This window comes from Sneathiella marina (genome assembly GCF_023746535.1).
Classification (GTDB): domain Bacteria; phylum Pseudomonadota; class Alphaproteobacteria; order Sneathiellales; family Sneathiellaceae; genus Sneathiella; species Sneathiella marina.
The window spans coordinates 2,813,461-2,835,687 of record NZ_CP098747.1; the positions used below are offsets into that span (position 1 = coordinate 2,813,461).

The window sequence follows — 22,227 nt, forward strand, 5'->3', positions numbered from 1 at the left end:
AAGATGACGGCACATAACTTTGATCCCAGCATTCTGCGGGAATATGACATTCGTGGTATAGTCGGGGAAACCTTGTTCGAAGCGGATGCCACAGCGATCGGCCGGGCATTCGGAACTTTTTTGACGCAAATCGGGCAATCCAATATTGCTGTCGGCTGCGATGGCCGGGAAACATCCCCGCCTATGAAAAAAGCTCTGATTGAAGGGCTTACGTCCACGGGAATTGATGTTTTTGACATCGGCATGGGCCCGACACCCATGCTGTATTATGCGACATATGAACTTAATGCTGGCGGCGGGATCATGATCACGGGCTCGCATAATCCACCAAGCCATAATGGATTTAAAATGATGCTTGATGGCAAATCATTTTACGGCTCTCAGATACAGGAATTGGGTGCCCTCTGTGCTAAAGGAGACTTTGCTATCGGATCCGGCAAGTCAGTCGACAGTCCGTTGATAGCCAAATATGTTCAGCGCCTTCTAAAGGATTTTAACCCCGGACGCGATCTTTCCATCGTTTGGGATTGCGGTAATGGCGCAACCGGCGAGGTGCTGCGAAAAGTCGTCTCAGAATTGCCCGGCCGACATTTGCTGCTGTATGAGGAAATTGATGGTACTTTTCCCAATCACCACCCCGACCCAACGGTCGAGGAAAACCTGCAAGATCTAATCCGAACCGTCAAAGGTGTTGATGCAGATTTAGGAATAGCCTTTGACGGCGACGGTGATCGTATTGGTGTTGTTGATGGTCTGGGGCGTATTTTATGGGGGGATCAACTCCTCGCAATTCTTGCCCGGGAAGTTCTGGCAACCCGGCCTGGCGCCGCTATTATCGCAGACGTGAAGGCAAGCCAGATCCTATTCGATGCGGTTGAAAAACTGGGCGGCACGCCCATCATGTGGAAGACCGGGCATTCCTTGATCAAATCCAAGATGCAGGAAGTAAAGGCACCGCTTGCTGGAGAGATGAGCGGGCATATTTTCTACAACGATCATTATTACGGGTTTGACGACGCGTTATATGTAGCCTTGAGGCTAATGAACATCCTGGTTGCCACGGATACATCGCTCGAGAATATGCGAGACCAGCTGCCGGAAATGATCAACACACCGGAACTCCGCTTTGATTGTCCGGATAGCGAAAAATTCGATGCCGTCACGCGAATAAAAGCGGATCTGGCGGCTGCTGGTGCCAATTTTTCTGATATCGACGGTGTTCGCGTCAATACGGAAGATGGGTGGTGGCTCCTGCGGGCATCCAACACGCAAGCTGTCCTTGTTGCGCGCTGTGAAGCCGCCGATGAAGCTGGCCTGGCCCGGTTGAAAATACAATTACAGGCGAGCTTGGAAAAAGCCAATATCTCGGCGCCGGACTTCTAGATCTGCAGCATTGTCCGGCCCATAAAACTAACGCATGCGGCGCGGAGGCCGGGACGGTCGGGATGACGGCCTTGGCGGCGCTTTCGCTGGAAGCGTCGTCGGTCGGTCTGGCTTGATTCCGGGCGGCGGCTTAGGTCGGTCCGGACGATCCGGACGGTTCACATCAACATCCACGTCGTAATCATAATGCGCGTCATAGATACCATACCGGAATCCATAGTCGTAAGAATACCCACCACCATAATAAACGCCCCAAGACGTACAGCCTGAAAGGACCAGAACAACAAAACCGAGAAGTAGCCGTCTCATTGGGGCTCTCCTTCTGGTTTTATGGAATTCAAAACACCGATCAGTTCTTTTTCGTGTCGGTCATATGCCTCAGGTTCCCCGATAAATGCGGCAAAGGCAACACGGTTTTCGCTTATCTGGATGGCAACCAGGGCAAAGTCAAATTCGCGGTCATTGCGTATCCCTGTCCCGCTGACTATCCGCCCTTTGCGACCATTGATCGTTCGGTCATCGCGAAAGGTAATCTGGACTTCAGAAAGTAATCTCGGTGCGACATCCTGAATATACTCCTTAGCCTCTGAGAGTTGATTGACCCCGGTTGGTGCCCATAACGCAGTCCACATAACCAGTTTTTCTTCTTGCGGAAGCAGTGAGACAATCCTGGCAACCGGATCTTCATCATCCTCCAAAACCGACGGGTCTACCTCAAAACCGGGCCGAATTTCCCACTCATCCGGCACCTGGAACCGAAACAGATTTTGGCCCTGTGTTTCATAAATCACCGTGATATCAGCAAGAACGGGATTGGCACCAATCAGAGTACCCGCAACTACAATTGCAGCAACAACTTGCGATAAAGTTCTCAGCAAAATGCTCCTCCCCTCGCCTTTCCTTTAGGCTCTGCAATAAAATGCAAGCTTGTTTCCTTCCAGGTCACGGCAATAACCAAAAATCATTTTGCCATCTCCTCGTGGGCCCGGCGCCCCCTCGTCCTGTCCACCTAACGCCAAGGCTTTTGCGTGCAGTTTGGCGACATTCTCTGCTGTGTCTACTGCAAGGGCGACCATGGTGCCATTCCCGACTGTTGCCGCTTCCCCATTATACGGTTTTATAACCGACAGCATAGCTGCGCCCGGAGCCGTACTCCAAATCCGGATATGCGCATCTGTCATGATGCGCTTTGCTTCGATCTCGCTCAATAATTCGTCATAAAATGCGGTGGATTTATCAATATCGTTCGTTCCAAGCGTAACGTAACCAATCATTTCGTTTCCTTTTTATTGCTGCCGTTCTTGTAGGCGGCATTGATGTATCTGCCTCACTAATATCTATCATTGATCGGCAAAGAAATAAACCGACCCATGAAAAGAGATTTTGCCTTGACAATATGTTATATTGGTACATATATAACAGTATGAAAAAATCAATTGAACGCGTTCAAACGGGCATCCGTATTGAAAAAAAACTGCTGAAGGTACTCAAGGGCCTTGCTGAGCATCTTGATATCACGGTCGGCGATCTTGTCGAAGGAATGGCCTTGCATTGCTTTGAAGGAAAGCCGCCCTTTTCGAAAGAAACCTGCCGGAAAATCGAGCAGTTAAAAAGCGTTTACGATTTAAAAATCAGTGCTGAAGACAGCCATAAACTAACGGAATCAGATTCATGACCACGATGCAGAATTATGCGGAAATAACCCGCTTCTTCGAAGCCCACGAACTGGACAACGCAACGTTTCGCCATGCAGATCATGTGCGGGTTGCTCACGATTTGCTGTGCAAATACGACTTTACGGATGCGGTGGCAATCTATGCAAAAGGCATCAAGACGCTGGCCGCCAAAGCGGGCGCACCCCAGAAATTCAACACGACAATCACCTATGCTTTCATGAGCCTGATTGCGGAGCGAATGGCAACTGCCGGAACATCAGATTTTGACAGCTTCGTTTCTGAAAATCCGGACTTGATGAGCAAAAATGCGTTAGGCAATTTGTACACATCTGACCGTTTGCAATCGGATTTGGCGCGCAGGATCTTCCTGCTCCCTACCACGCAGGGAGACGCTCCCGTTACCGCAAACCAAAAACCTAGCTTGGGGGTTCAGCCAGCGTAAAAAGCACGTCTGCCCCTTCGGTTCTCAGCGGAATCAATGCCTGATATTCGGGGCTGTTATACCAGTTACGCGCCATCTCAACATCCGGGAACTCGATCACAGCAAACCTGTTATAAGCGGCATCACCGGCAAGGGTTTCCTGAACCAGCGCACGATGGGTAAAGACACCTCCATGTGAGGCAACAGTCGGCCCTGCTGCCTGGCCATATTCGGCGAATTTCTCTGGATTCTTGACATTTACATGAACCGCAACATACGCAACCATAACATACTCCTATTTTTATTATTCTGCCCCAAAAGACCGCTACTGAGCCGGAAGCGCACCGCGCGTCGTTGCCATATCAGTGAATTTATCCAATGCACCGGTCATCATCTTAAACACCTTGTCACGATCAGATATTCCATACCGCTTCGCCAACCACGACGGCTCTGTATAGGCAAGTTTCACGGTACCATCACCGTCTTTCCAGGCGATTGCCTTCAACGGTAGATCCAGACCAATGGCAGGATTGGACGCCATCAACGGTGTCCCCATTTTCGGATTACCAAAAATAATCAGGGAGGTTGGCGGCAGTTCCAAACCGACACTTTCGGCACCTTTGGCATGATCGATCCGCGCAAAAACCTTAATACCCTTTCTTTCTAGCGCCATACCGAGGCGGTCTAGTGTTTTGGTCACTCCAAAGTCACTTTGTTTGATAACCAGCCCCTCTCCTTGAGCATGTGCCTGCATTGCTGGAAATGAGACCACTACCAGCGTCAACAGGACAATCATCTTGCATGTTATGCGATCCAGCATTTTTATCTCCTTTGGATGAGGTGAGGCCGAAAGAACCCTTTTTCGACAGACAGACGTTATCGCCATTCTAGCCTATCTTTTTTTATGGCTGCAAGGGCACCTGCCCCTTTGCACGAGAACGTGAATTTTCGACTGGCAAATATGCCATCCATAGAAATCCTTCTGATCTCACCCGTTAGCCAGGTAACGGTTTACGGGCAGTCTCTGCTATAAAGAAGGTAGCAATAAGCGAAATGACAGCCGTTGCCATGAGATAATAAACGGGTGAGAAATCGTCTGATGTGCGTTCCAGAAGATAAGTCGCAACCAGTGGCGTCGTTCCGCCAAATATTCCGAGGCACAGGTTATAACCGATACCGGAAGCGCTGCAGCGCACACCGGTTGGAAGAATTTCAACCATGACCGCGGATAACCCCGAGTAGCCGGCGCCAAAGAGGAGTGCGAAGCCCACCTGCCCCATCAGAATAAAGGCAAAACTCTGGTGGTGCATCATCCACCATAACGGCCAGGAAAAGACCAATGACCCAACTGCGACAAAATACAAGAGCGGTTTTCGGCCAATCCGGTCGGACAATATCGCGCTGAACGTAATAACAGGAAGCATGATTATCAGGCTCAATGTGTTGATATCCAGAGCATCGGTTGTTGACACATGCATCTGTTCGGTCAGGTAGGATATGGCATAAACCCAAAGCAGATAAAACCCGACAGCATTCACCAGCGACAAACAGACAATTTGTACGATCGCCCGCCAGTGATCGCGAAGAGCGGCGATAAACGGAAATGTATTCAGCGGTGTGGCATCAGAAAAATAGCTGGGTTCCGTCATATGGCGACGGAACAGTATGGCGCAAATGGCAATGAGCGCCCCAAACAAAAAGGGAATACGCCATCCCCAGGCCTGGAATTCAGCAGTTCCCAATATATTGCTAAACAAGGAACAAAGGGCAGATCCAAGAAGAAAGCCGACCACACTGCCAAACATCGGCCAGCTGGTGTTAAAGGCGCGATTGTTGTCTGACGAATGTTCCGCAAGAAAAACAATGGAACCTGGATATTCACCACCAACCGATAACCCTTGAAGGATACGGAGCAGGATGAGCAAAATAGCTGCTGTGGCGCCGATTTCAGCGTGTGTCGGCAGAAAACCAATGGCCGTAGATCCAATTCCCATCATGGAAACTGAGAGGATCAATGCTGGCTTGCGACCGATTTTATCTGCCATATGACCCAGCAGAACACCGCCCAAAGGGCGGGCAATATAGCCAATGGCAAAAACACCAAAAGCCGCAAGAAGTGAGGTGAAGGGATCATCATCCGGGAAAAACAGCTTTCCGATAATAGGAGCCATTGTCCCATAAACAGCAAAATCATACCATTCAAGGGTATTCCCGATAGCCGCAGAAACAATATTGCGCCGTTTTATGGTCTTGGAAGAAATATTAAAAATCCAATGTCGTAAGAGATAATAAGAAAAGCCTACTGATTTTGATTTACAAAATCCAGCCATCTTCCAAAATAAAAAGCCGGACCTCAAGGAGGCCCGGCTCTTTTCCTCATATACACATTTGAAGCCTTACAATACGCTACGCGCTTCAAAAAACGCTGTATATGAAACTAACTGACTTTATCTTTTTTAGGCTTCTTCATGCCCATCCAGGATTCCCCGGATGCCATGACGCAAGTGGCGCCATTGGGCTGGGTCAGTACAATCGTCCAGGTAACACCGTCAGGGCTTGAAAATACTTCAAGCACGCTACCATTCGCCGCAAGACCGGCAGCGACGGGCGCTTCCTCAAACTTTCCACTCAAATGTTTCATGAGTGCGGTTCGCTCAAAACATGCGCTTTGGGCGGATGCGTCTGTCACTTGGAATGAAACCAACGTGGCTGCGAAGAATAGCAGTGCAATTCCAAAAGAAATGACAGAGCGCATGCCGGCGTTACGAAGTGCCGATTGGGTAGTATATTCAACAAAGTTTAACATACGCTCCTCCTTTTCCGCGAAACCATTCCAGATCCTAACCGACGGGAAATTCTCTGAAACTATCGCTACATTTACTAATATAAAGAGGAAAGGTTAACAATCGATATACAGCATTTATCTAAAATATTATTTAGTTAAAAATTAGATTCAATTATGAGGAAATCTTGGTTCAAACTGGCTAAAATCAGCCGTTTTTTATCCTTCTATAATCAGTTTATCACGTCTTCTCAATCCATTGTGATTTGATTTTTCGATCATATATATTTGAAATTCATGCTGATTTCAGAGAAATTGATAGAGGATTTGAGACATATACTGCCACAGCAGTCCGGTCAGAATCGATCCTGTAAATCCGAGCACCAGGTAAAGCGCAAATACTTCCCGTTTCACCAGACCGAAAACCGCAACCGCTGCCGGGATGGACGAAACCGCTCCGGCTGTCATGAACGCCATGGCTGCCCCTTGCGACATCCCCAACTCCAGCAAGCCACTCACCAAGGGAATAGCCGCATAGCCATTTAGATAACTGGGAATACCTATCAACACCGCTAGCGGAATGGCAAAGAGATTTTCCTGCCCCACCAGGTCTTCAACAAAAGTTGTCGGAATATACGTCACCATTATGGCTTCAAGAAGGAAGGCCAGAACCAGCCAGCGTCCGATCAACCAACCATTGGAGAGTCCGGATTCAGTAAACACTGTCCGCCGGTCCTGATCAGACCAGATTTGCCAGTGAACATGGACGGGGCCTTTCAAATCAAGCTTCGGACGGCATCCTCCGGGCATATCAGCGCGTAAAGGGTTCTGAATTGCGCCGCGCTTCTGTAGCAGGAAAATCGCAAATCCTGCGAACAGGCCCAATGCAATGGCGATAACCGTTTTTCCGCTGGCAAAGCCGACGCCAATGCCGACGGACGTCAGGACAAAGATCTCAGGGTCCATAATCGGTGATGCGATCCAGAAGGCCATAACCGGGGCCAATGGAACCCCTGCAACCAGCAATGACGCAACCAGCGGGATTACACCGCAGGAGCAAAAGGGCGACAAGGCGCCTACCAGCGACGCTGCAAATATAGCCGTAACAGGCGATCCGGAGAAGGCTTTGGCAATATAACCGTCGGCTCCGGATGCTTGAAAATAAGCAGCTAGACCGACGGCAATCAGGAAAAACGGTGCCATTGACACAAGCGCGTTGCCCAAAAAGACCAAGCTATCCGGCACCTGTACCGGATCAATGACCAGCTGCAACAGGATCACTGCGAAACAGGCGAGAATAACTTTATCCGTCAAAAACGACCAGATGCGGGATCGTGTTTGCAATAAGGACGGCAGGATTTCATTCATAGACATATCGTTATTTCCAGTATATTCGAACTATTATGAGATATTACGCTTTCCCTGAAAATTTTCAAGCCTATATTTCGATAATTATCGAAATAATATAAAATACTTATTAAACAATAAGTTAGATAGGGTAAATTACTTGATGTCGGTTAGATCAACACCGGCGCAGCATTTATCGGTAAGCAGCGCTACCAAACCGTTCATTCTCTCGAAATTCATAAAGCATCTTAGCACCCGGCTTTGCCGCTCCTGGGTAATCAAGCCGCCAGCCAACAAATGCGAGATATGATGGGACAAGGTTGATCCCGGAATTCCCAAAAGAGACTGTATCTCGCCGACGGCCAATCCCTCCTCTCCCGCCTGCACAAGATACTGTACGATACACAGGCGAACGGGATGTCCAAGTTTGCTTAAAGCAAGCGCAGCTTCCTCAGTTTGTAGAATTTCAGCGTGCCGTTCGTCTACTGGCTCAGATTTCACAGATTTTCAACTTTATCTTCAAGTCCCGGCAGTTCCAGCGACTTTATCAAATGTCGCAATTCATGTCGGGCGGCTACATGGCTCATGGACATTCTGATGCCAACGCCTTTCTTATTCAAGTCCAACATGGTCAGGCCCTTCAGGAAAAGCTCCCTGAAAATGACCCGTTCTCCAAAACCCGGAGCTGCGCGAAACGAAATGCGCGAGGCCAGCTTGGACAGAATTTTTTCAATATGCCGTTTATTATGGGCATCCGTATGGGACAGCCGGTTACGCATGACAACCCAGTCAATCTTGTGCTTGTCGATAAGAGCCCGCCGCTTGCGTTGTTCCCAGACCATTTCGCTGTACCAGCTGGGGCGCTGTACTTCCATTGTGGTCTCGTCAATTTTTGCCAACAAATCCAGGTCGATAAAGCTGTCATTCATGGGAGTCAGAAGCGTATCTGCAAAAGAATGCCCAAGCTTTGAGATAAAGCTGTCCGCACCGGGGCAATCAATGACAACGAAGTTATTTTCATAGACAAGATCCTGTAGCGCCGCAACAAACCGGGACCGTTCATCGCTTTGCGCCTCGTCCATATTCTTTTTCGGACTTGGTTCAATCACCTTTAAAGACGGCATTGGCAAATCAAGATTGTTCTTGGTTACATAGCCCTGCCGGTTCTCAATATATCTGCCCAACGTCTTCTGTTTACCATCAAGATCGACGACGCCGACTTTAAAGCCCAATGTCAGGAGCGATACGACCACATGCATGGCGGTTGTTGATTTACCAGAGCCACCCTTTGCATTTCCGACTACGATAATATGCGCGCGTGTCGGCTGGGCATCGATCTCAGGTGTTGATTTTTCCACAGTTACTGTCACGTTAGACACGTTCTCTCGCTCCCCGCAAATCCCACTATCTAAGATTGAGTTCCGTCGCATTGATTGGTGCACCTGATTAAGTAAACCAGCCACTGAAACATGACAAGCACCTTAATCCGATGAATTTTAAGAAGTGATTAAAAGATAAAAATACCCGCCAATTATTTGGTAACAATTGGCGTCTCTGGATGAAAGGCGAAATGTGCAAAAGCGAAATCGACAGTGTATAAAACGTCTTCATACCCATCTTTCATTTTGCGTTGAACCGTCACATTCCCAATATCAACGCCTTCTCCAATGACAGCTGCATCAAGGGCTGAATTCTGCCCTTTTTCCCAAGTTATAACTAAACCATCAGGCGTCTCTATGCGTTTGACAGACCGCAAATAGTCGAGAGCCCAGGCTTGTTTTTCCGCAACAACAACCCGCGCCAGGGGGGCGACTTCATCGGGCACCGCGCCTTCATATAAGAACGGATGATGAAGACTGTCATAGCCCTGATATGGGTTCATCCCATAGCGCCGAAAACCATCATCTTCCGGAATGAGAACACTGCCTTGCGGTGCTCTTTCCTTAAATTTCGCGAAAGATTCGATTCTAACCGGGATCATTTTGAGTTCTAAACCGGTTAAATCACCAACTATGGCACGGCCTAAAAACTGCTGCCACCAGCTTTCCGTCTGTCGGTCATACATCACTAAATCAGAGTTCCTGAGTTTCCCGGTGGTTCCGAAATCCAGAACCATCTCTCCTCGTTCCGGATCATCCACCCGTCGGTCAAAAACCAGCGACGCATTACATAAGGGGCAAAAGGTTACTGAAATGGGAATACCAGCTATCTCATCATTAACAATCTCGTGCCACATCAGAACCTGCAGCGGATAAGCTTTCGCTTCACCATCTACAATCACGCCAATGACCGGCTCGGTTGCCGTTAGGTGACCGGCCTCTGCCACGGGTATAAATTTGGGGCTGTCAATGGCGGGAATGCCATCTTTGGGGACACCGCCAGACAGGATTTCCCGATAATCAATTTCGGTTTTGTCGAAATTTGTGTTGGGCCATTGTCCGGACCAGAAATCCGGATCAGCCCATGCCAAGGCCGGCGCCAACATCATGACGGCCAAGGGTAACAACAAGATGCATTTCAAAAACTTCATGTAAAAAATCTAGAGGGTTATGGAGCTCCTGCAAAATCAAGCCTTTGTGATCCATCTCAAAAACTGCTATCGAAAACATATGTCATATGATGTCGAAAACATAATCATCGGGGCCGGCGTGATCGGCCTGGCCATCGCCCGGTCTTTGAGTGTCCGAGGCAGCGATGTCCTTATCCTGGAAAGAGCGGCGCATTTTGGTAGCGAAACATCCTCTCGAAACAGTGAGGTCATCCATGCCGGAATTTACTATCCGAAAGGCAGTCTGAAAGCACAGTACTGCGTGGAGGGAAAGGAAATGCTGTATGAATATTGCCGCCGTCATCACCTGCCCCACCATAAAACCGGCAAACTGATTGTCGCAACCCATGAGGATGAAATCCCGATCCTTGACACAATCATGGGAAAAGCCGTCGCCAATGGCGTGATGGATCTCGAAATGCTTGGGCGGGATCAGGTTCAAGCGATGGAACCGGCCTTACAATCGGTTGCCGCCCTCCTGTCTCCTTCCACCGGAACAATTGATAGCCATCAGTTGATGCTGGCCTATGTCGGCGAGATAGAGGATCATGGCGGGTCAATTGCCTACAACGCCGCTTTCGAGAGCGCGAAGAGATATAAAGAGGGTTTCCTGGTCACCAGCGGCGACACGGACATCATTTGCCATAATCTGATCAATTCTGCAGGTCTTTACGCACAGGAGGTAGCGGCGGCGATCAAGGATTTGCCCGCTGAGCACATACCGACGCGTTATTTGACCAAGGGTAGCTATTTCACCATGAATGCCCCGTCCCCTTTTTCACGGCTCATATACCCGGTTCCCAATTCAGCCAGTCTGGGCATACACGTGACCCTGGATCAAGCAGGGCAAATCCGTTTCGGCCCCGATCAGGAATGGATCGACCATATTGATTATGAAGTGGACCCTGCGCGAGCCGACGGGTTCTACGACGCCATCCGGCGATATTGGCCGGCGCTTCCTGACAATAGTCTTATTCCCGCCTATGCCGGCATCCGGCCAAAAATCCAGTCACCGACAGACATAATGAAAGATTTTCAAATCGACGACGCGCATATTCATGGCTTAGCAGGTCTCGTTAATTTATTCGGAATGGAAAGTCCCGGCCTGACCTCCAGTTTGAAAATAGGGGACGTCGTTGCTGATTTATTGGACAAATCAAACCGCCTGTGAATCGCCGAAATGTGAATAATTCCGCTCCGGTCCTAAATTCAGCCGGAATTTTTGTTGCGTGAACTGACCCCTATTCGACGTATATTTTCCATCTAATCAAGGTTCCACGCAAGTATACTGCGAATTTCAAAATCCCATCAAATTTGAATTGCTTTTTCTCGTATTTAGGAAAAATTCATTATTAACGGTCTATTATACAGCTGAAAATTATGGGAAATTGATATGGCAATTTTTACTCCTAATGAGTTCGACGATCATGAAAGCGTCCTGTTTTTTCATGACAAAAAATCAAATTTAAAAGCTATCATAGCCGTTCACGACACGACGTTGGGTCCAGCCCTTGGCGGCACCCGGATGTGGGAATATGCCAGTGAAGAAGACGCTATTGATGATGTTTTACGTCTCTCTCGTGGCATGACATATAAATCCTCGCTGGCCGGCTTGAATCTTGGCGGCGGAAAATCTGTCATTATCGGCAATGCCCGGGAACATAAAACCGAGGAATTGTTCGCGGCCTTTGGCCGGGCTGTTCACCAACTTAATGGCAGTTACATTGCTGCCGAAGATGTGGGGACGACGGTTGAAGATCTTGAAATCGCCCGGCAGGAAACACCGCATATCGCCGGTATCGGTGAAGGAAATGTCGGCAACCCCTCCCCGGCAACAGCATGGGGTGTTTTTAACGGCCTGAAAGCTGCTGCTCATTTCAGATACAAGAAAGATACCCTTCATGGCTTAAAAGTTGCGGTGCAAGGTTTGGGTAATGTCGGATACGGATTATGCGAGCATCTTGCCAAAGCCGGTGCTGACCTTGTCGTTACCGATATCCACAGCCCCTCGGTCGAGAAAGCCGTCCAGAAACTTGGCGCAAAAGCAGTCTATAGTGATGACATCTTTCATCAAGACGTTGATATATTCGCGCCATGTGCCTTAGGGGCTGTCCTCAATGACCAGACAATCCCAAGGTTAAAGGCGAAGGTTGTGGCCGGTGCTGCCAACAACCAGCTTGCCGAAGCCCGCCACGCTACGGATTTGATGAACAGGGGTATTTTATATGCGCCCGATTATGCGATCAACGCCGGCGGAATCATTGTCATCAGCCATGAGGGCCCCAACTATGATAAGAAGAAAGCAATGAAAGACATCGCGGGCATCTATGACACGTCCATAAAAATCTTTACACGTGCGGAACAGGAAAATATCCCGACGGCAGACGTCGCCGACCGCATCGCCATTGAACGCATTGAAAAAGTGAAAGTCGAAAATAGTCAACTGGCCATGGCAGGGTAACGCCCCTGCCGCCTTTTTGGGTCTCATGGCCAGCGATTATGAACCCAGAACCAGTGATCCGGGCGTTCTGTTATCCAGTCTTCATAGACTTCGTTGATCCTTTTCAAGATTTCATAGATATCAGCATCCCGGTCCTCGGATCTCGGTAGATCCAAAGCCGGAGATACGGTCGCCCTGAAGCGGCCATTTTCCAACCGCTCAACCTTCATCGGGTAGATTGGGATCTCCATTTTGCGCGCAATCTCGGCGATCGCCGGCGCTGTCATCGCCTCTCGCCCGAAAAAAGGAACCGAGATACCCCCGTTTAGTTTCTGGTCATTCAGCAAACCAATAGCCCGCCCGTCCCTGACGGCTCGTAACATCGCCTTGGCGCCTTCTCGGCCTTTTGAATAAAACTGATTATCCGGATCCAGCCGCATCGCCTGAAAATAGGCTTCCACCAGCGGATTGTTTGCCGCTCTATACAGGACGACAGAATGGTTCTTGATGTATTTTCCAACCACTTGAACCAGCTCCCAGGGTCCATAATGCGCCGTTACAAAAAACGCCGATTTACCACTGGCAACTTGTGTGTCCATATATTCCGCACCGACAAGCTCAACTGCCTCAGGATTATCCAGAAGGGATTGCAAAAACGGTATTTCTGCAATATTACGCCCCAGATTATCCCACATTTTCAGCAAGGCTGCTTGCATTTCGGCTTCACTGAGGCCTGGCAGTGCCCGCTTCATGTTATCATGGGCGAGCCGATGCACCGACAGGCGTATGCCGATCTTGCGGGCAAGCCATCCACCGAAAGCCGAGGCTTTTTCGCGCCCTAACCGTTCGAAAATCCAGAATATAGATCGAAGCGCCGCATATTCAGCTCGATACCGAAAGGATATTTTTTCCATGAACTAGGGCGCCTTTGGGAGAACAGACAATAAAAACTCCTGAAACGCATCGGGCGCCTCAACATTCAATTCAATGTCGAATACAGTGACCATCAATTTCGCCTCGCCGGACAGCCGGACATAATCTTTTCTTGTTGTAACAAGAGCGGCATCCAGCTTGTTTGCCCGCTCAACCATTTTCATCAGCTCGTCCGCAGTATAAACGTGATGATCGGCAAAGCTGAAACTTTCTATCAACTCACAGCCTGAGCCCCGTAAACTGTCGTAGAACTTCTCCGGCCTTCCAATACCCGCAAAGGCGACGACGCGTTCGGAAGAAATGACCTTCGCCGTTGGATCCGGTACTAGAAAGGTTCTAAAAAAAGGCATATCTTTTTTGATGCCGAGCGCAGCAAGTGATCCTTTGGAGCCGCCAACCTGAACCACGGCCTGAGCCCGTGCAAGAGCACTTTCAACGGGCTCCCGCAACGGTCCCGCCGGGAGTAAATTTCCATTCCCAACCCCGAAATCCCCATCAAAGACAAGCAACGACATATCTTTGTGCAGGCTTGGGTTTTGAAATCCGTCATCCATGATAATGATATCAGCCCCTGCGGCTTGCGCAGCTTCTGCGCCTTGTACTCTATCGCGGGAAATCCAAGCCGGGGCAATCTCAGCGAGAAGCAGTGGCTCGTCGCCCACCTCTGCATACGTATGAACATCCAGCACGACGCGCACCGGCCCGCTCAATGTTCCACCATACCCCCGGGAGAGGAAATGGGGTTTTAGCCCCTTACTCAGGTAAAATTTTGCTATGGCCATGGCAACCGGCGTTTTACCTGCTCCGCCGGCGACGACATTCCCCACGCAGACAACGGGAATTCCCACCTGTCTGGTCGCCTGAAAGCGGCGGTTCAATCGATCAGCTCCGCGATATATCCAGCTTACGGGTTTGAGCAAGGTGGGTAACAGGCTTGAGTTCCTGTCACTTCGCCAGAATTTCGGGGCTTTCACGATCTTCTCTCTTTTAGTTTGTGATCAACCTTGGCGACTATGGTGGCGCAAATCTCGGTCCCTTTGGATGCTACATTCTTGGCATTTCCCGCAATTTTTTCACGCTTTGCCTGATTGGTAAGATATGTGGCCACAGCTTTTGACAATTCCGGGGCGTTTCTTATCTCGACCTCACCGGATCCCGCTTTAAACTCCGCAGTGACTTCCGAAAAATTCTCCATATGCGGCCCATGGAGAATGGCGCAATCAAGCCGCGCGGCTTCCATCGGATTCTGCCCTCCTTTTTCCACAAGGGATCCGCCAATGAACACGACATCAGCCAATCGATAAAAAAGCCCAAGCTCTCCAATGGTGTCGGCCACATAAATATCAGTAGACACCGTTATCTTTTCATCACGGGATCGTTGCACAGTATTAAAACCGAGCCGAGATGCCATTTCCACAATCTCATCTCCCCGCTCGGGGTGACGCGGCACAATAACGGTTAAAAGATCTGACATCACCTGAGAGAGTATTTTATGGACCTCGACGATTTGCTCGTCCTCGCCCGGATGAGTACTGGCCGCGAGCCAAAGTTGGTGATCCCGGGTCGATTCAGACAACGCGGCCAACGCCTCTTCGTCAACAGGCAGCGGGTCCGCCGCAAATTTCAGGTTTCCCAAATACTCAACATCACGCGCCCCCAACCTACGCAAGCGATCGGCGGAAATCTCCGACTGAGCCGTACAGCTCTCAAAACTACTGAACAACAATCTGGAAAAACCGCTAAATCGTCGCCATTTCCTGAATGATTTATCTGTAATCCGCGCATTCACGAGCATGGTCGGTATCTGACGCGATGCTGTTTCACGAATAAGATTAGGCCATATTTCTGATTCCATCCACAAACCGGCGTCCGGTCGCCAATATTCCAGGAACCGAGCTACATACTCTTTTTTGTCAATCGGCACATATTGGTGAAATGCGCGGGTCGGTAATCGTTCGCACATAATCTCAGCTGAAGTCCGTGTTCCCGTCGTAACCAATATATGCCGGTCAGGCGTCGATTCCAGCAAGCCGTCAACCAGTGAAAGCGCGGATATGGCTTCACCCACAGATGCCGCGTGGATCCAGACCAGCTCCCCTTCCGGTCGCGCTACAGAAGGCGTCCCGAGGCGTTCACTATAACGTGCTACATCTTCCTTACCCGAGCGCAGTCTTCTGCTCATATGCTGCGAAATCAAAGGGCTGGCAAGACACAGCACGCCATTGTAAAGCGCCATATACATCAAGCTTCTACCTGTTTCTTATGCGGTTTTACGGGCTTGTCTCGGCTTTCCGGCTGTACCGTTTCCCGGCCGCAAAGCTCATCGGCATTTTGGGTAATGGCAATTAGACTATTCTCTATTTCCATCAGACTCTTTTCGAACGCCCCGCCCTCGTCGCGCTTCGGCACAAAAATACCGTCGCCCCAGGTTACAACTCCCCGGCTAAATGGTCCGGCCACAAAAAACCGGTCCCAGCTTCCGAGCAGTTTCCCCCGTGTCGTGGAAAAGCTAACCGGAAAGACTGGCATACCCGACATCGCAGCCAGCCTGACGACGCCTTCTTGCGCCCGCATTCGCGGGCCACGCGGCCCGTCTGGTGTGATTACCGCAACCTCACCCGCCCTGAGGACCTTCATCATCTGCTTAAAAGCCGCTGCGGCACCTTTTGTTGCAGATCCACGCACACTATTCTGTCCCCAGTGTTTAATGGTCCGGGCGATAATTTCACCGTCACCATGATATGAGATCATGACATGAACTTTAGTCGATTTCTTTACAGAAATGGGCATCATTAACAAACGGCCATGCCAGAAAGCCAAAATAAAGGGCTTCTTCTCGGCCATCAGGCGATGGGGCGCATCGCCGTTAATCACCTGCCAGCGACTGGTTCGGTAAACAAGCCAGATATAACCTGCCGCCACGAAACTAATAACCGCTTTCGCTCCGTCACTTTTCAATATTTTTTTAACTGCCGACAACCCATCAAAACCTAACTGCAACCGCATGTATGACCCGATATATCTTGCCCTTGATGTCAATTCCAGCGTAATTGCCAAAAATCCGAAATCACTATCGCCTAATTGGCTTAAAACTGCGCTTTCTTCTATTTTTTGAATTGCGAAAATTGCAATATTTTATTACGCTGCATCAAAAATATCGTTGCGCGCCCCACCTCTTCTATGTTCAGCAAAGAAATAGTGAGCCAATGTCTACAGCACCTGAGATCGAAATCAAAGCCTCCGCCTGCCCCCATGACTGCCCCTCAACCTGTTCGCTCGAAATCGAAAAACTCGGCCCGCAGCAAATTGGGCGCGTCCGAGGAGCAGAAGGCAATTCCTATACTGCCGGCGTCATTTGCGCGAAAGTCGCCCGTTATGCAGAACGGACGCATCATCCGGATCGGCTTATGTTTCCACAAAGGCGCATTGGACCCAAAGGCTCGGGACAATGGGAGCGCATCTCCTGGGAGGAAGCGCTTGATCAAGTCGCTGCAGAAATTTTGAAACGCGAAAAGGAATATGGCCCTGAAACCATCTGGCCTTATTACTATGCCGGTACCATGGGTCTCCTCCAGCGGGATTCGATTGAATGCCTGCGCCATGTAAAAAAATACTCTGGCCAGCATTCAACCATTTGCACCACATTGGCCCGGACGGGGTGGATGGTTGGGGCCGGCGCACTTCACGGAACAGACCCGCGAGAAATGGCGAAATCTGACTTGGTTGTTATCTGGGGTACGAATGCTGTTCATACCCAAGTCAATGTCATGACCCATGCCACTAAAGCGCGCAAGGAACGCGGCGCAAAAATTGTCGTTATTGATGCGTATAAGAATGCCACGGCGATGTCCGCGGACATGCATTTGACAGTGAAACCTGGCACAGACGGGGCGCTGGCCTGCGCTGTGATGCATGTTTTATTCGCCGAAGGCATGGCCGACCGTGACTATATGGCAAAATACACGAATGATTTCGAAGAATTGGAAGCTCACCTGCAAACCCGGACGCCGGAATGGGCATCGGATATAACAGGGTTGAGCGTCGAAGAAATTTATGCCTTCGCCAGGTTATACGGCCAGACGAAGAAATCCTATTTGCGTTTGGGCTATGGTTTCGCCAGAGGCCGCAATGGCTCGGTGAATATGCATGCCGCCAGCTGCCTTGCGGCGGTTACCGGTGCCTGGCAATATGAAGGGGGCGGTGCATTTCATACCAATGGCGGTATTTTTCACTGGAATAAGTCTCTGATCGAAGGATTGGATGCGCGGGATCATTCTGTCCGGATGTTGGATCAGTCACGCATTGGGCCTGTTCTGATGGGCGACAAGCATGAGTTAGGCGACGGCCCCCCGGTAACGGCCCTGTTTATCCAAAATACCAACCCCATGGATGTCGCTCCCGACCTTGGAAAAGTGCATCAGGGATTTGCCCGCGAAGATCTGTTCGTGTGCGTACATGAGCAATTTATGACGGAAACCGCCAAGATGGCGGACATCGTTCTTCCCGCAACAACCTTCGTCGAACATGATGATTTTTATCAGGCTGGTGGTCAAAACCATATCAATATGGGTCCAAAGATTATTGAACCGCTGGGAGAATGCCGCTCCAACCATGATGTCATATCGGCACTGGCAGAGCGTCTTGGCGTATCACATCCCTCTTTCAAGATGTCCGCCAGAGAGCTAATAGATCACGAACTAACAGATTCCGGATGGCCCGGAATTGATAGCCTGACACAAAGTAAATGGCATGATTGCCAGATCCCGTTTGAAGACGCTCATTTCCTAAAAGGGTTTGGCCATAGTGACGGAAAATTCCATTTCTCGCCGGATTGGGCAAAGGCAGGGAAAAACCATCACGGAATGCCGAAATTTCCCGATCACTGGGAGGTCATTGACAAGGCAGACGAACAGCATCCCTATCGGCTGGTCACTGCCCCGGCGCGAAATTTCCTCAATAGCTCTTTCACCGCAACACCTTCATCACTGAAGCGCGAGAAGCGACCGACAATTATGCTCCGCAACGATCAGGCAGCAGATATTGGTACTGAGGAAGGTGCCATTGTCCGTATTGGGAACGAACTTGGATCCCTGCTTATCCATGTACAGATTTTTGACGGATTGCAGCCCGGAACTGTAATCGTGGAAGGCATATGGCCCAACAAGTTCTTTATTGAAAAAATTGGGATCAATCTTCTTGTAAGCTCCGAATCCGGCAAACCGGCCGGCGGCGCTGTATTCCATGATACGGCAATTTGGATTAAACCAGAAAACGGCTAGGCGTTAGAGAAGCCCCAGCGATTTAAGCTCAGCGGCCATCTCTTCGGAGAGTTCGCCTTCTGTGTCATCGTCATTTTCGGCCTCTTCAACCAGGTCCCGCAGATCACGCGGCGAGTCTTCTTCTTCAAGATATCGCCAGCCCTGATGCGGGCCGCGGGAAAACAGCTCTGTTTCGATCAACTCGGAATCCAGAATAACACCGCATTTTTCGCCTTCATGATCGAACAATCGCTCAAGTTCGACAACTTTCTGACGGGCCGCGATGTGACCTTTAATTATCCAGTAGACAGATCCACCGTCCAATAACTCCGCCTCTCGTTGCGGGCGCTGCTTGGTCACATGACAAAGGGGACCGGCGATAAGTCGACGGGATTGGTTCGACCGTAGTTGGTCGACGGTAGTGATACCGACGCTTACAATGAGTAAATTTACTGACATGGGGTTCTAATACCCTGTTATGCCCCTATTTGTCCAGTAATGGCTGAAATCTAGTGAATTTTGCCCTTCATGGCCCGGGCAACACTGGAGACCGGTGGCCGCCCCAAATAGTCTGATATGAACCAGGCTGTTTTCACCAATGAAGGCAAGTCAATTCCGCTTTCAATACCCATTCCATCCAACATATAGACAACATCTTCTGTCGCCACATTCCCTGTAGCCCCGGGTGCATAAGGGCAGCCGCCAAGACCCGCGACAGAGCTATCGAGACGGGAAATACCCATTTCTAATGCCGCATGATAATTGGCCAATGCTTGCCCATATGTATCATGAAAATGAACCCCAATGACGTCCAATGGAATAACCTCCGCCACAGCTTCCAGAACTTTTTTGGTTTTGATCGGTGTGCCGACACCAATTGTGTCAGCGATTGAGATTTCATATGCGCCCATGTCATAAAGCTTTTTGGAGACATCTGCGACCGCCTGTGGCGTAATTTCCTCACCAAACGGGCTACCAAGAGCGCAGGAAACACTTGCTCTATAAGGGATATTCTGAGACGTCGCCGCCTCTGTAACAGGTGCAAAACGTTCCAGACTCTCGGCAATCGAGCAATTGATATTCTTCTGATTGAAGATTTCGGATGCCGCACTAAAAATCTCTATTTCATCGGCATTTGAGGCCAGAGCCCCCTCATATCCTTTCATATTTGGGGTAAGCACCGCGTAAGTCACTCCGTCTCGACGGGTAAGTTTTGACATGACGTCCGCCGTATCTGCCATTTGCGGCACCCATTTCGGGGATACGTAGCTACCGGTTTCTATGGCTGAAACACCAGCATCGACCAGCCGTTCAATCAATTCCACCTTAATATCTGCCGGAACAATCTGCTTTTCATTTTGAAGGCCGTCTCGGGCCCCCACTTCAAAAATCCGGGCTTTGCGGGGATAGGTCATTCTTCACTCCCGACATCGATATTGATCAAGAGAGCACCTTCATCAACCTGGTCACCGATTTCATGAAATATATCCGAAATAACCCCGTCCGCTGCCGCGACAAGTGTATGTTCCATTTTCATCGCTTCCATGACGATCAACGGATCGCCCTTCGCAACAGCCGCACCGGGTTCCGTAAACAACTGAATGACTTTCCCCGGCATTGGCGCAGAGACAACGCCTGCCCCGCTTTCCGAGCCAGTATTTTCGAAGTCATCAATGACCTGCTGGATCTCAACCTGCCGACCTGCGTTCATGACAACGAGCTTCGATCCAATCGTAGCAACTGCAGCGCTGAATTTCCGATCGCCAAGTGTCACTGAAAGAGTGCCATCTGGTAGCAAAGATCCAAAGGCCTGAACATCGCCCGTGGGCAATGCCAACCTGAAGCCGGATTTTTCGTAGTAAGCTATGATCGTTACGTCTTCATCGCCAACACTAAACACAAAATCATCATGTCCCGTGTCATTGAGCCGCCAACCATGTAAGTCGTTCCACGGCGAGTACGGATCGGTACTATCAACAAGTTCTTTCGACGCTGTGGCATCCCGGGTCAATAATATATGCAGGATAGCCAGCGCGAAATCTTCATCTGTCGGCACCGGAGAAGCCGGGACCAGATCATTTTTAAAGCGCTCAATAAATCCTGTATCAAGATCCTTGGCACCGAAAGCCGGATGGCCGGCAATTTTTGACAGAAAATCGAGGTTGGTCGCGACCCCCGCCACCTGGTATTCCGCCAATGCCGTTCTCAACTTACGTAAGGCACCGTCCCGATTTTCATCCCATACGATCAATTTCGCAATCATTGGATCATAAAACGGACTAATCACATCCCCTTGCCGGACGCCCGTATCGATACGGATTGTCTTACTGGCCTGAGGCTCTTGCAACCGAGCCAATGTACCCGTCGCCGGCAAAAAGTCGTTGGCTGGATCCTCTGCATATAGCCGAACTTCAAACGAGTGACCGGAAATGCTCAGATCCTCCTGTCCGCAGGGTAGCTTCTGCCCCGCTGCGACCAGCAACTGCCACTGCACCAGATCCTGCCCAGTAATCATTTCGGTAACTGGATGTTCCACTTGAAGGCGCGTATTCATCTCCATGAAATAAAAGGCATCTTCTTTTAAACCATCGGAAACGTCGGCGATAAATTCGATGGTTCCTGCACCAACATATCCAATCGCTTTTGTCGCTGCGACAGCGGCAGCTCCCATGGCATCACGCATCGCCAACGGCATATCCGGCGCCGGCGCCTCCTCGATGACTTTTTGGTGTCGCCTTTGTAATGAACAATCTCTTTCAAACAAATGTACGGCATTGCCGTGGCTATCGGCAAATACCTGAATTTCAATATGGCGCGGCTTGGTAAGATATTTTTCGATCAATACCCGGGCGTCGCCAAATGCAGACTGCCCTTCACGCATAGCCGATGCCAAAGCCGCGGCAAAGTCTTCCGCCCGGTCAACCTGACGCATACCCTTCCCGCCGCCGCCAGCAACGGCTTTAATCAGGACGGGATAGCCAATTTTATCTGCTTCAGCAGCAAGTAGATCAGGATCCTGGCTTTCTTCATGATAGCCCGGCACGACAGGAACCCCGGCGTCGACCATCATTGCCTTTGCTGCGTCTTTTAAACCCATGGCGCGAATAGCGGATGCTGGCGGCCCGATAAAGGCAATGTCCGCAGCTGCGCATTTTTCGGCGAAATCAGCATTTTCTGACAGGAACCCATATCCCGGATGGACAGCCTGTGCGCCCGTTTTTCGAGCTACTTCCAGGATAGTATCAGCTTTAAGATAGCTTTGAGAAACTTCCGCCGGACCAATAAGCACGGCTTCGTCTGCCATTTGCACATGACGGGCGGTCGCATCAGCTTCGGAATAAACCGCCACTGTCTTAACGCCGAGAATACGCGCTGTTTCCATGATCCGACAGGCTATTTCGCCACGATTTGCTATAAGAATTTTTTCAAACACGATGCA

24 protein-coding genes are annotated in these 22,227 nt (G+C 49.9%); 6 read left to right on the forward strand and 18 right to left on the reverse strand.

Annotated features, from left to right (window positions below; genetic code table 11):
- Nucleotides 1-3 precede the first annotated feature (3 nt).
- Nucleotides 4-1,383 carry a phosphoglucomutase/phosphomannomutase PgmG gene (gene pgmG / locus NBZ79_RS13500; RefSeq protein WP_251932999.1) on the forward strand — a complete coding sequence of 460 codons (1,380 nt, stop codon included), beginning with the start codon at nt 4-6 and terminating at the stop codon, nt 1,381-1,383.
- 27 nt (nt 1,384-1,410) lie between these two features.
- On the opposite strand, the gene NBZ79_RS13505 is transcribed toward pgmG, so the two are convergent.
- The 3 genes from NBZ79_RS13505 to NBZ79_RS13515 are packed head-to-tail and all read right to left on the reverse strand — an operon-like array spanning nt 1,411 to nt 2,657.
- On the reverse strand, nt 1,411-1,692 hold the full coding sequence (locus NBZ79_RS13505) for a hypothetical protein (RefSeq protein WP_251933000.1): 282 nt from the start codon (nt 1,690-1,692) through the stop codon (nt 1,411-1,413).
- The gene (locus NBZ79_RS13510; RefSeq protein ID WP_251933001.1) at nt 1,689-2,261 is read right to left on the reverse strand and encodes a hypothetical protein; all 573 of its coding nucleotides are present in this window, start codon (nt 2,259-2,261) and stop codon (nt 1,689-1,691) included. The genes NBZ79_RS13505 and NBZ79_RS13510 overlap by 4 nt, the downstream gene beginning before the upstream one ends.
- A 24-nt stretch (nt 2,262-2,285) precedes the next feature.
- Nucleotides 2,286-2,657 (reverse strand): VOC family protein, encoded by a 372-nt coding sequence (locus NBZ79_RS13515; RefSeq protein WP_251933002.1) that lies wholly within the window; start codon nt 2,655-2,657, stop codon nt 2,286-2,288.
- Nucleotides 2,658-2,806: 149 nt separating this feature from the next.
- Here NBZ79_RS13515 and NBZ79_RS13520 point away from each other — a divergent pair, with 149 nt between their 5' ends.
- A complete protein-coding gene (locus tag NBZ79_RS13520) occupies nt 2,807-3,058 on the forward strand; it encodes a hypothetical protein (protein WP_251933003.1) in 252 nt (83 codons plus the stop codon).
- Nucleotides 3,055-3,501, forward strand: coding sequence for a hypothetical protein (locus NBZ79_RS13525; protein ID WP_251933004.1), 447 nt, complete (start codon nt 3,055-3,057; stop codon nt 3,499-3,501). The genes NBZ79_RS13520 and NBZ79_RS13525 overlap by 4 nt, the downstream gene beginning before the upstream one ends.
- Here the strand turns inward: NBZ79_RS13525 and NBZ79_RS13530 are convergent.
- The 8 genes from NBZ79_RS13530 to NBZ79_RS13565 all read right to left on the reverse strand — a co-directional run bounded on the left by NBZ79_RS13530 (nt 3,476) and on the right by NBZ79_RS13565 (nt 10,139).
- Nucleotides 3,476-3,766, reverse strand: a complete 291-nt coding sequence (locus tag NBZ79_RS13530) for a DUF1330 domain-containing protein (RefSeq protein ID WP_251933005.1) — start codon at nt 3,764-3,766, stop codon at nt 3,476-3,478. The two genes, NBZ79_RS13525 and NBZ79_RS13530, sit on opposite strands and share 26 nt — an antisense overlap.
- Nucleotides 3,767-3,805: 39 nt before the next feature.
- Nucleotides 3,806-4,300, reverse strand: a complete 495-nt coding sequence (locus NBZ79_RS13535) for a DUF302 domain-containing protein (protein WP_251933006.1) — start codon at nt 4,298-4,300, stop codon at nt 3,806-3,808.
- A 175-nt stretch (nt 4,301-4,475) separates the two neighbouring features.
- Nucleotides 4,476-5,810 (reverse strand): MFS transporter, encoded by a 1,335-nt coding sequence (locus tag NBZ79_RS13540; protein WP_251933007.1) that lies wholly within the window; start codon nt 5,808-5,810, stop codon nt 4,476-4,478.
- A 107-nt stretch (nt 5,811-5,917) separates the two neighbouring features.
- A complete protein-coding gene (locus NBZ79_RS13545) occupies nt 5,918-6,286 on the reverse strand; it encodes a hypothetical protein (RefSeq protein WP_251933008.1) in 369 nt (122 codons plus the stop codon).
- Nucleotides 6,287-6,568: 282 nt separating this feature from the next.
- The gene (locus tag NBZ79_RS13550) at nt 6,569-7,636 is read right to left on the reverse strand and encodes a permease (protein ID WP_251933009.1); all 1,068 of its coding nucleotides are present in this window, start codon (nt 7,634-7,636) and stop codon (nt 6,569-6,571) included.
- 129 nt (nt 7,637-7,765) lie between these two features.
- Nucleotides 7,766-8,110 (reverse strand): ArsR/SmtB family transcription factor, encoded by a 345-nt coding sequence (locus NBZ79_RS13555; RefSeq protein ID WP_251933010.1) that lies wholly within the window; start codon nt 8,108-8,110, stop codon nt 7,766-7,768.
- On the reverse strand, nt 8,107-8,988 hold the full coding sequence (locus NBZ79_RS13560) for a division plane positioning ATPase MipZ (RefSeq protein WP_251933011.1): 882 nt from the start codon (nt 8,986-8,988) through the stop codon (nt 8,107-8,109). Before NBZ79_RS13560 ends, NBZ79_RS13555 begins: the two co-directional genes overlap by 4 nt.
- Before the next feature lie 152 nt (nt 8,989-9,140).
- Nucleotides 9,141-10,139, reverse strand: a complete 999-nt coding sequence (locus tag NBZ79_RS13565) for a DUF3179 domain-containing protein (protein ID WP_251933012.1) — start codon at nt 10,137-10,139, stop codon at nt 9,141-9,143.
- A gap of 79 nt (nt 10,140-10,218) precedes the next feature.
- Between NBZ79_RS13565 and NBZ79_RS13570 the strand changes: the two genes are divergently transcribed.
- Together NBZ79_RS13570 and NBZ79_RS13575 are read left to right on the forward strand one after the other, a co-directional pair.
- Nucleotides 10,219-11,328 carry an NAD(P)/FAD-dependent oxidoreductase gene (locus NBZ79_RS13570; RefSeq protein WP_251933013.1) on the forward strand — a complete coding sequence of 370 codons (1,110 nt, stop codon included), beginning with the start codon at nt 10,219-10,221 and terminating at the stop codon, nt 11,326-11,328.
- Between the two features lie 222 nt (nt 11,329-11,550).
- Nucleotides 11,551-12,618 (forward strand): Leu/Phe/Val dehydrogenase, encoded by a 1,068-nt coding sequence (locus NBZ79_RS13575; protein WP_251933014.1) that lies wholly within the window; start codon nt 11,551-11,553, stop codon nt 12,616-12,618.
- Between the two features lie 23 nt (nt 12,619-12,641).
- Here the strand turns inward: NBZ79_RS13575 and NBZ79_RS13580 are convergent, their stop codons facing one another.
- From NBZ79_RS13580 to NBZ79_RS13595, 4 genes are read right to left on the reverse strand one after another with little or no spacing between them, the layout of a single operon-like run.
- The gene (locus NBZ79_RS13580; RefSeq protein WP_251933015.1) at nt 12,642-13,511 is read right to left on the reverse strand and encodes an LpxL/LpxP family acyltransferase; all 870 of its coding nucleotides are present in this window, start codon (nt 13,509-13,511) and stop codon (nt 12,642-12,644) included.
- Between the two features lie 3 nt (nt 13,512-13,514).
- A complete protein-coding gene (lpxK, locus tag NBZ79_RS13585) occupies nt 13,515-14,504 on the reverse strand; it encodes a tetraacyldisaccharide 4'-kinase (protein WP_251933016.1) in 990 nt (329 codons plus the stop codon).
- Nucleotides 14,501-15,772, reverse strand: coding sequence for a 3-deoxy-D-manno-octulosonic acid transferase (locus NBZ79_RS13590; protein WP_251933017.1), 1,272 nt, complete (start codon nt 15,770-15,772; stop codon nt 14,501-14,503). The genes lpxK and NBZ79_RS13590 overlap by 4 nt, the downstream gene beginning before the upstream one ends.
- Complete coding sequence (locus NBZ79_RS13595) at nt 15,772-16,536, reverse strand: lysophospholipid acyltransferase family protein (RefSeq protein ID WP_251933018.1); 765 nt, start codon at nt 16,534-16,536, stop codon at nt 15,772-15,774. The genes NBZ79_RS13590 and NBZ79_RS13595 overlap by 1 nt, the downstream gene beginning before the upstream one ends.
- Nucleotides 16,537-16,736: 200 nt before the next feature.
- Here NBZ79_RS13595 and NBZ79_RS13600 point away from each other — a divergent pair, with 200 nt between their 5' ends.
- Nucleotides 16,737-18,809: a molybdopterin-dependent oxidoreductase gene (locus NBZ79_RS13600; RefSeq protein WP_251933019.1), complete on the forward strand. Its 2,073-nt coding sequence runs from the start codon at nt 16,737-16,739 to the stop codon at nt 18,807-18,809.
- A gap of 3 nt (nt 18,810-18,812) precedes the next feature.
- Here NBZ79_RS13600 and NBZ79_RS13605 read toward each other — a convergent pair whose 3' ends face one another.
- From NBZ79_RS13605 to NBZ79_RS13615, 3 genes are read right to left on the reverse strand one after another with little or no spacing between them, the layout of a single operon-like run.
- Complete coding sequence (locus NBZ79_RS13605) at nt 18,813-19,247, reverse strand: DUF1489 family protein (RefSeq protein WP_251933020.1); 435 nt, start codon at nt 19,245-19,247, stop codon at nt 18,813-18,815.
- A gap of 50 nt (nt 19,248-19,297) precedes the next feature.
- Nucleotides 19,298-20,203: a hydroxymethylglutaryl-CoA lyase gene (locus NBZ79_RS13610; protein WP_251933021.1), complete on the reverse strand. Its 906-nt coding sequence runs from the start codon at nt 20,201-20,203 to the stop codon at nt 19,298-19,300.
- Complete coding sequence (locus tag NBZ79_RS13615; RefSeq protein ID WP_420854613.1) at nt 20,200-22,221, reverse strand: acetyl/propionyl/methylcrotonyl-CoA carboxylase subunit alpha; 2,022 nt, start codon at nt 22,219-22,221, stop codon at nt 20,200-20,202. Before NBZ79_RS13615 ends, NBZ79_RS13610 begins: the two co-directional genes overlap by 4 nt.
- Nucleotides 22,222-22,227: the final 6 nt, after the last annotated feature.

Coding starts and splice junctions, on each gene's coding strand:
- pgmG (WP_251932999.1), top strand. CDS start 4: ATGACGGCACATAACTTTGATCCCAGCATTCTGCGGGAATATGACATT.
- NBZ79_RS13505 (WP_251933000.1), bottom strand. CDS start 1,692: ATGAGACGGCTACTTCTCGGTTTTGTTGTTCTGGTCCTTTCAGGCTGT.
- NBZ79_RS13515 (WP_251933002.1), bottom strand. CDS start 2,657: ATGATTGGTTACGTTACGCTTGGAACGAACGATATTGATAAATCCACC.
- NBZ79_RS13520 (WP_251933003.1), top strand. CDS start 2,807: ATGAAAAAATCAATTGAACGCGTTCAAACGGGCATCCGTATTGAAAAA.
- NBZ79_RS13525 (WP_251933004.1), top strand. CDS start 3,055: ATGACCACGATGCAGAATTATGCGGAAATAACCCGCTTCTTCGAAGCC.
- NBZ79_RS13530 (WP_251933005.1), bottom strand. CDS start 3,766: ATGGTTGCGTATGTTGCGGTTCATGTAAATGTCAAGAATCCAGAGAAA.
- NBZ79_RS13535 (WP_251933006.1), bottom strand. CDS start 4,300: ATGCTGGATCGCATAACATGCAAGATGATTGTCCTGTTGACGCTGGTA.
- NBZ79_RS13540 (WP_251933007.1), bottom strand. CDS start 5,810: ATGGCTGGATTTTGTAAATCAAAATCAGTAGGCTTTTCTTATTATCTC.
- NBZ79_RS13545 (WP_251933008.1), bottom strand. CDS start 6,286: ATGTTAAACTTTGTTGAATATACTACCCAATCGGCACTTCGTAACGCC.
- NBZ79_RS13550 (WP_251933009.1), bottom strand. CDS start 7,636: ATGTCTATGAATGAAATCCTGCCGTCCTTATTGCAAACACGATCCCGC.
- NBZ79_RS13565 (WP_251933012.1), bottom strand. CDS start 10,139: ATGAAGTTTTTGAAATGCATCTTGTTGTTACCCTTGGCCGTCATGATG.
- NBZ79_RS13570 (WP_251933013.1), top strand. CDS start 10,219: ATGTCATATGATGTCGAAAACATAATCATCGGGGCCGGCGTGATCGGC.
- NBZ79_RS13575 (WP_251933014.1), top strand. CDS start 11,551: ATGGCAATTTTTACTCCTAATGAGTTCGACGATCATGAAAGCGTCCTG.
- NBZ79_RS13580 (WP_251933015.1), bottom strand. CDS start 13,511: ATGGAAAAAATATCCTTTCGGTATCGAGCTGAATATGCGGCGCTTCGA.
- NBZ79_RS13590 (WP_251933017.1), bottom strand. CDS start 15,772: ATGTATATGGCGCTTTACAATGGCGTGCTGTGTCTTGCCAGCCCTTTG.
- NBZ79_RS13595 (WP_251933018.1), bottom strand. CDS start 16,536: ATGCGGTTGCAGTTAGGTTTTGATGGGTTGTCGGCAGTTAAAAAAATA.
- NBZ79_RS13600 (WP_251933019.1), top strand. CDS start 16,737: ATGTCTACAGCACCTGAGATCGAAATCAAAGCCTCCGCCTGCCCCCAT.
- NBZ79_RS13605 (WP_251933020.1), bottom strand. CDS start 19,247: ATGTCAGTAAATTTACTCATTGTAAGCGTCGGTATCACTACCGTCGAC.
- NBZ79_RS13610 (WP_251933021.1), bottom strand. CDS start 20,203: ATGACCTATCCCCGCAAAGCCCGGATTTTTGAAGTGGGGGCCCGAGAC.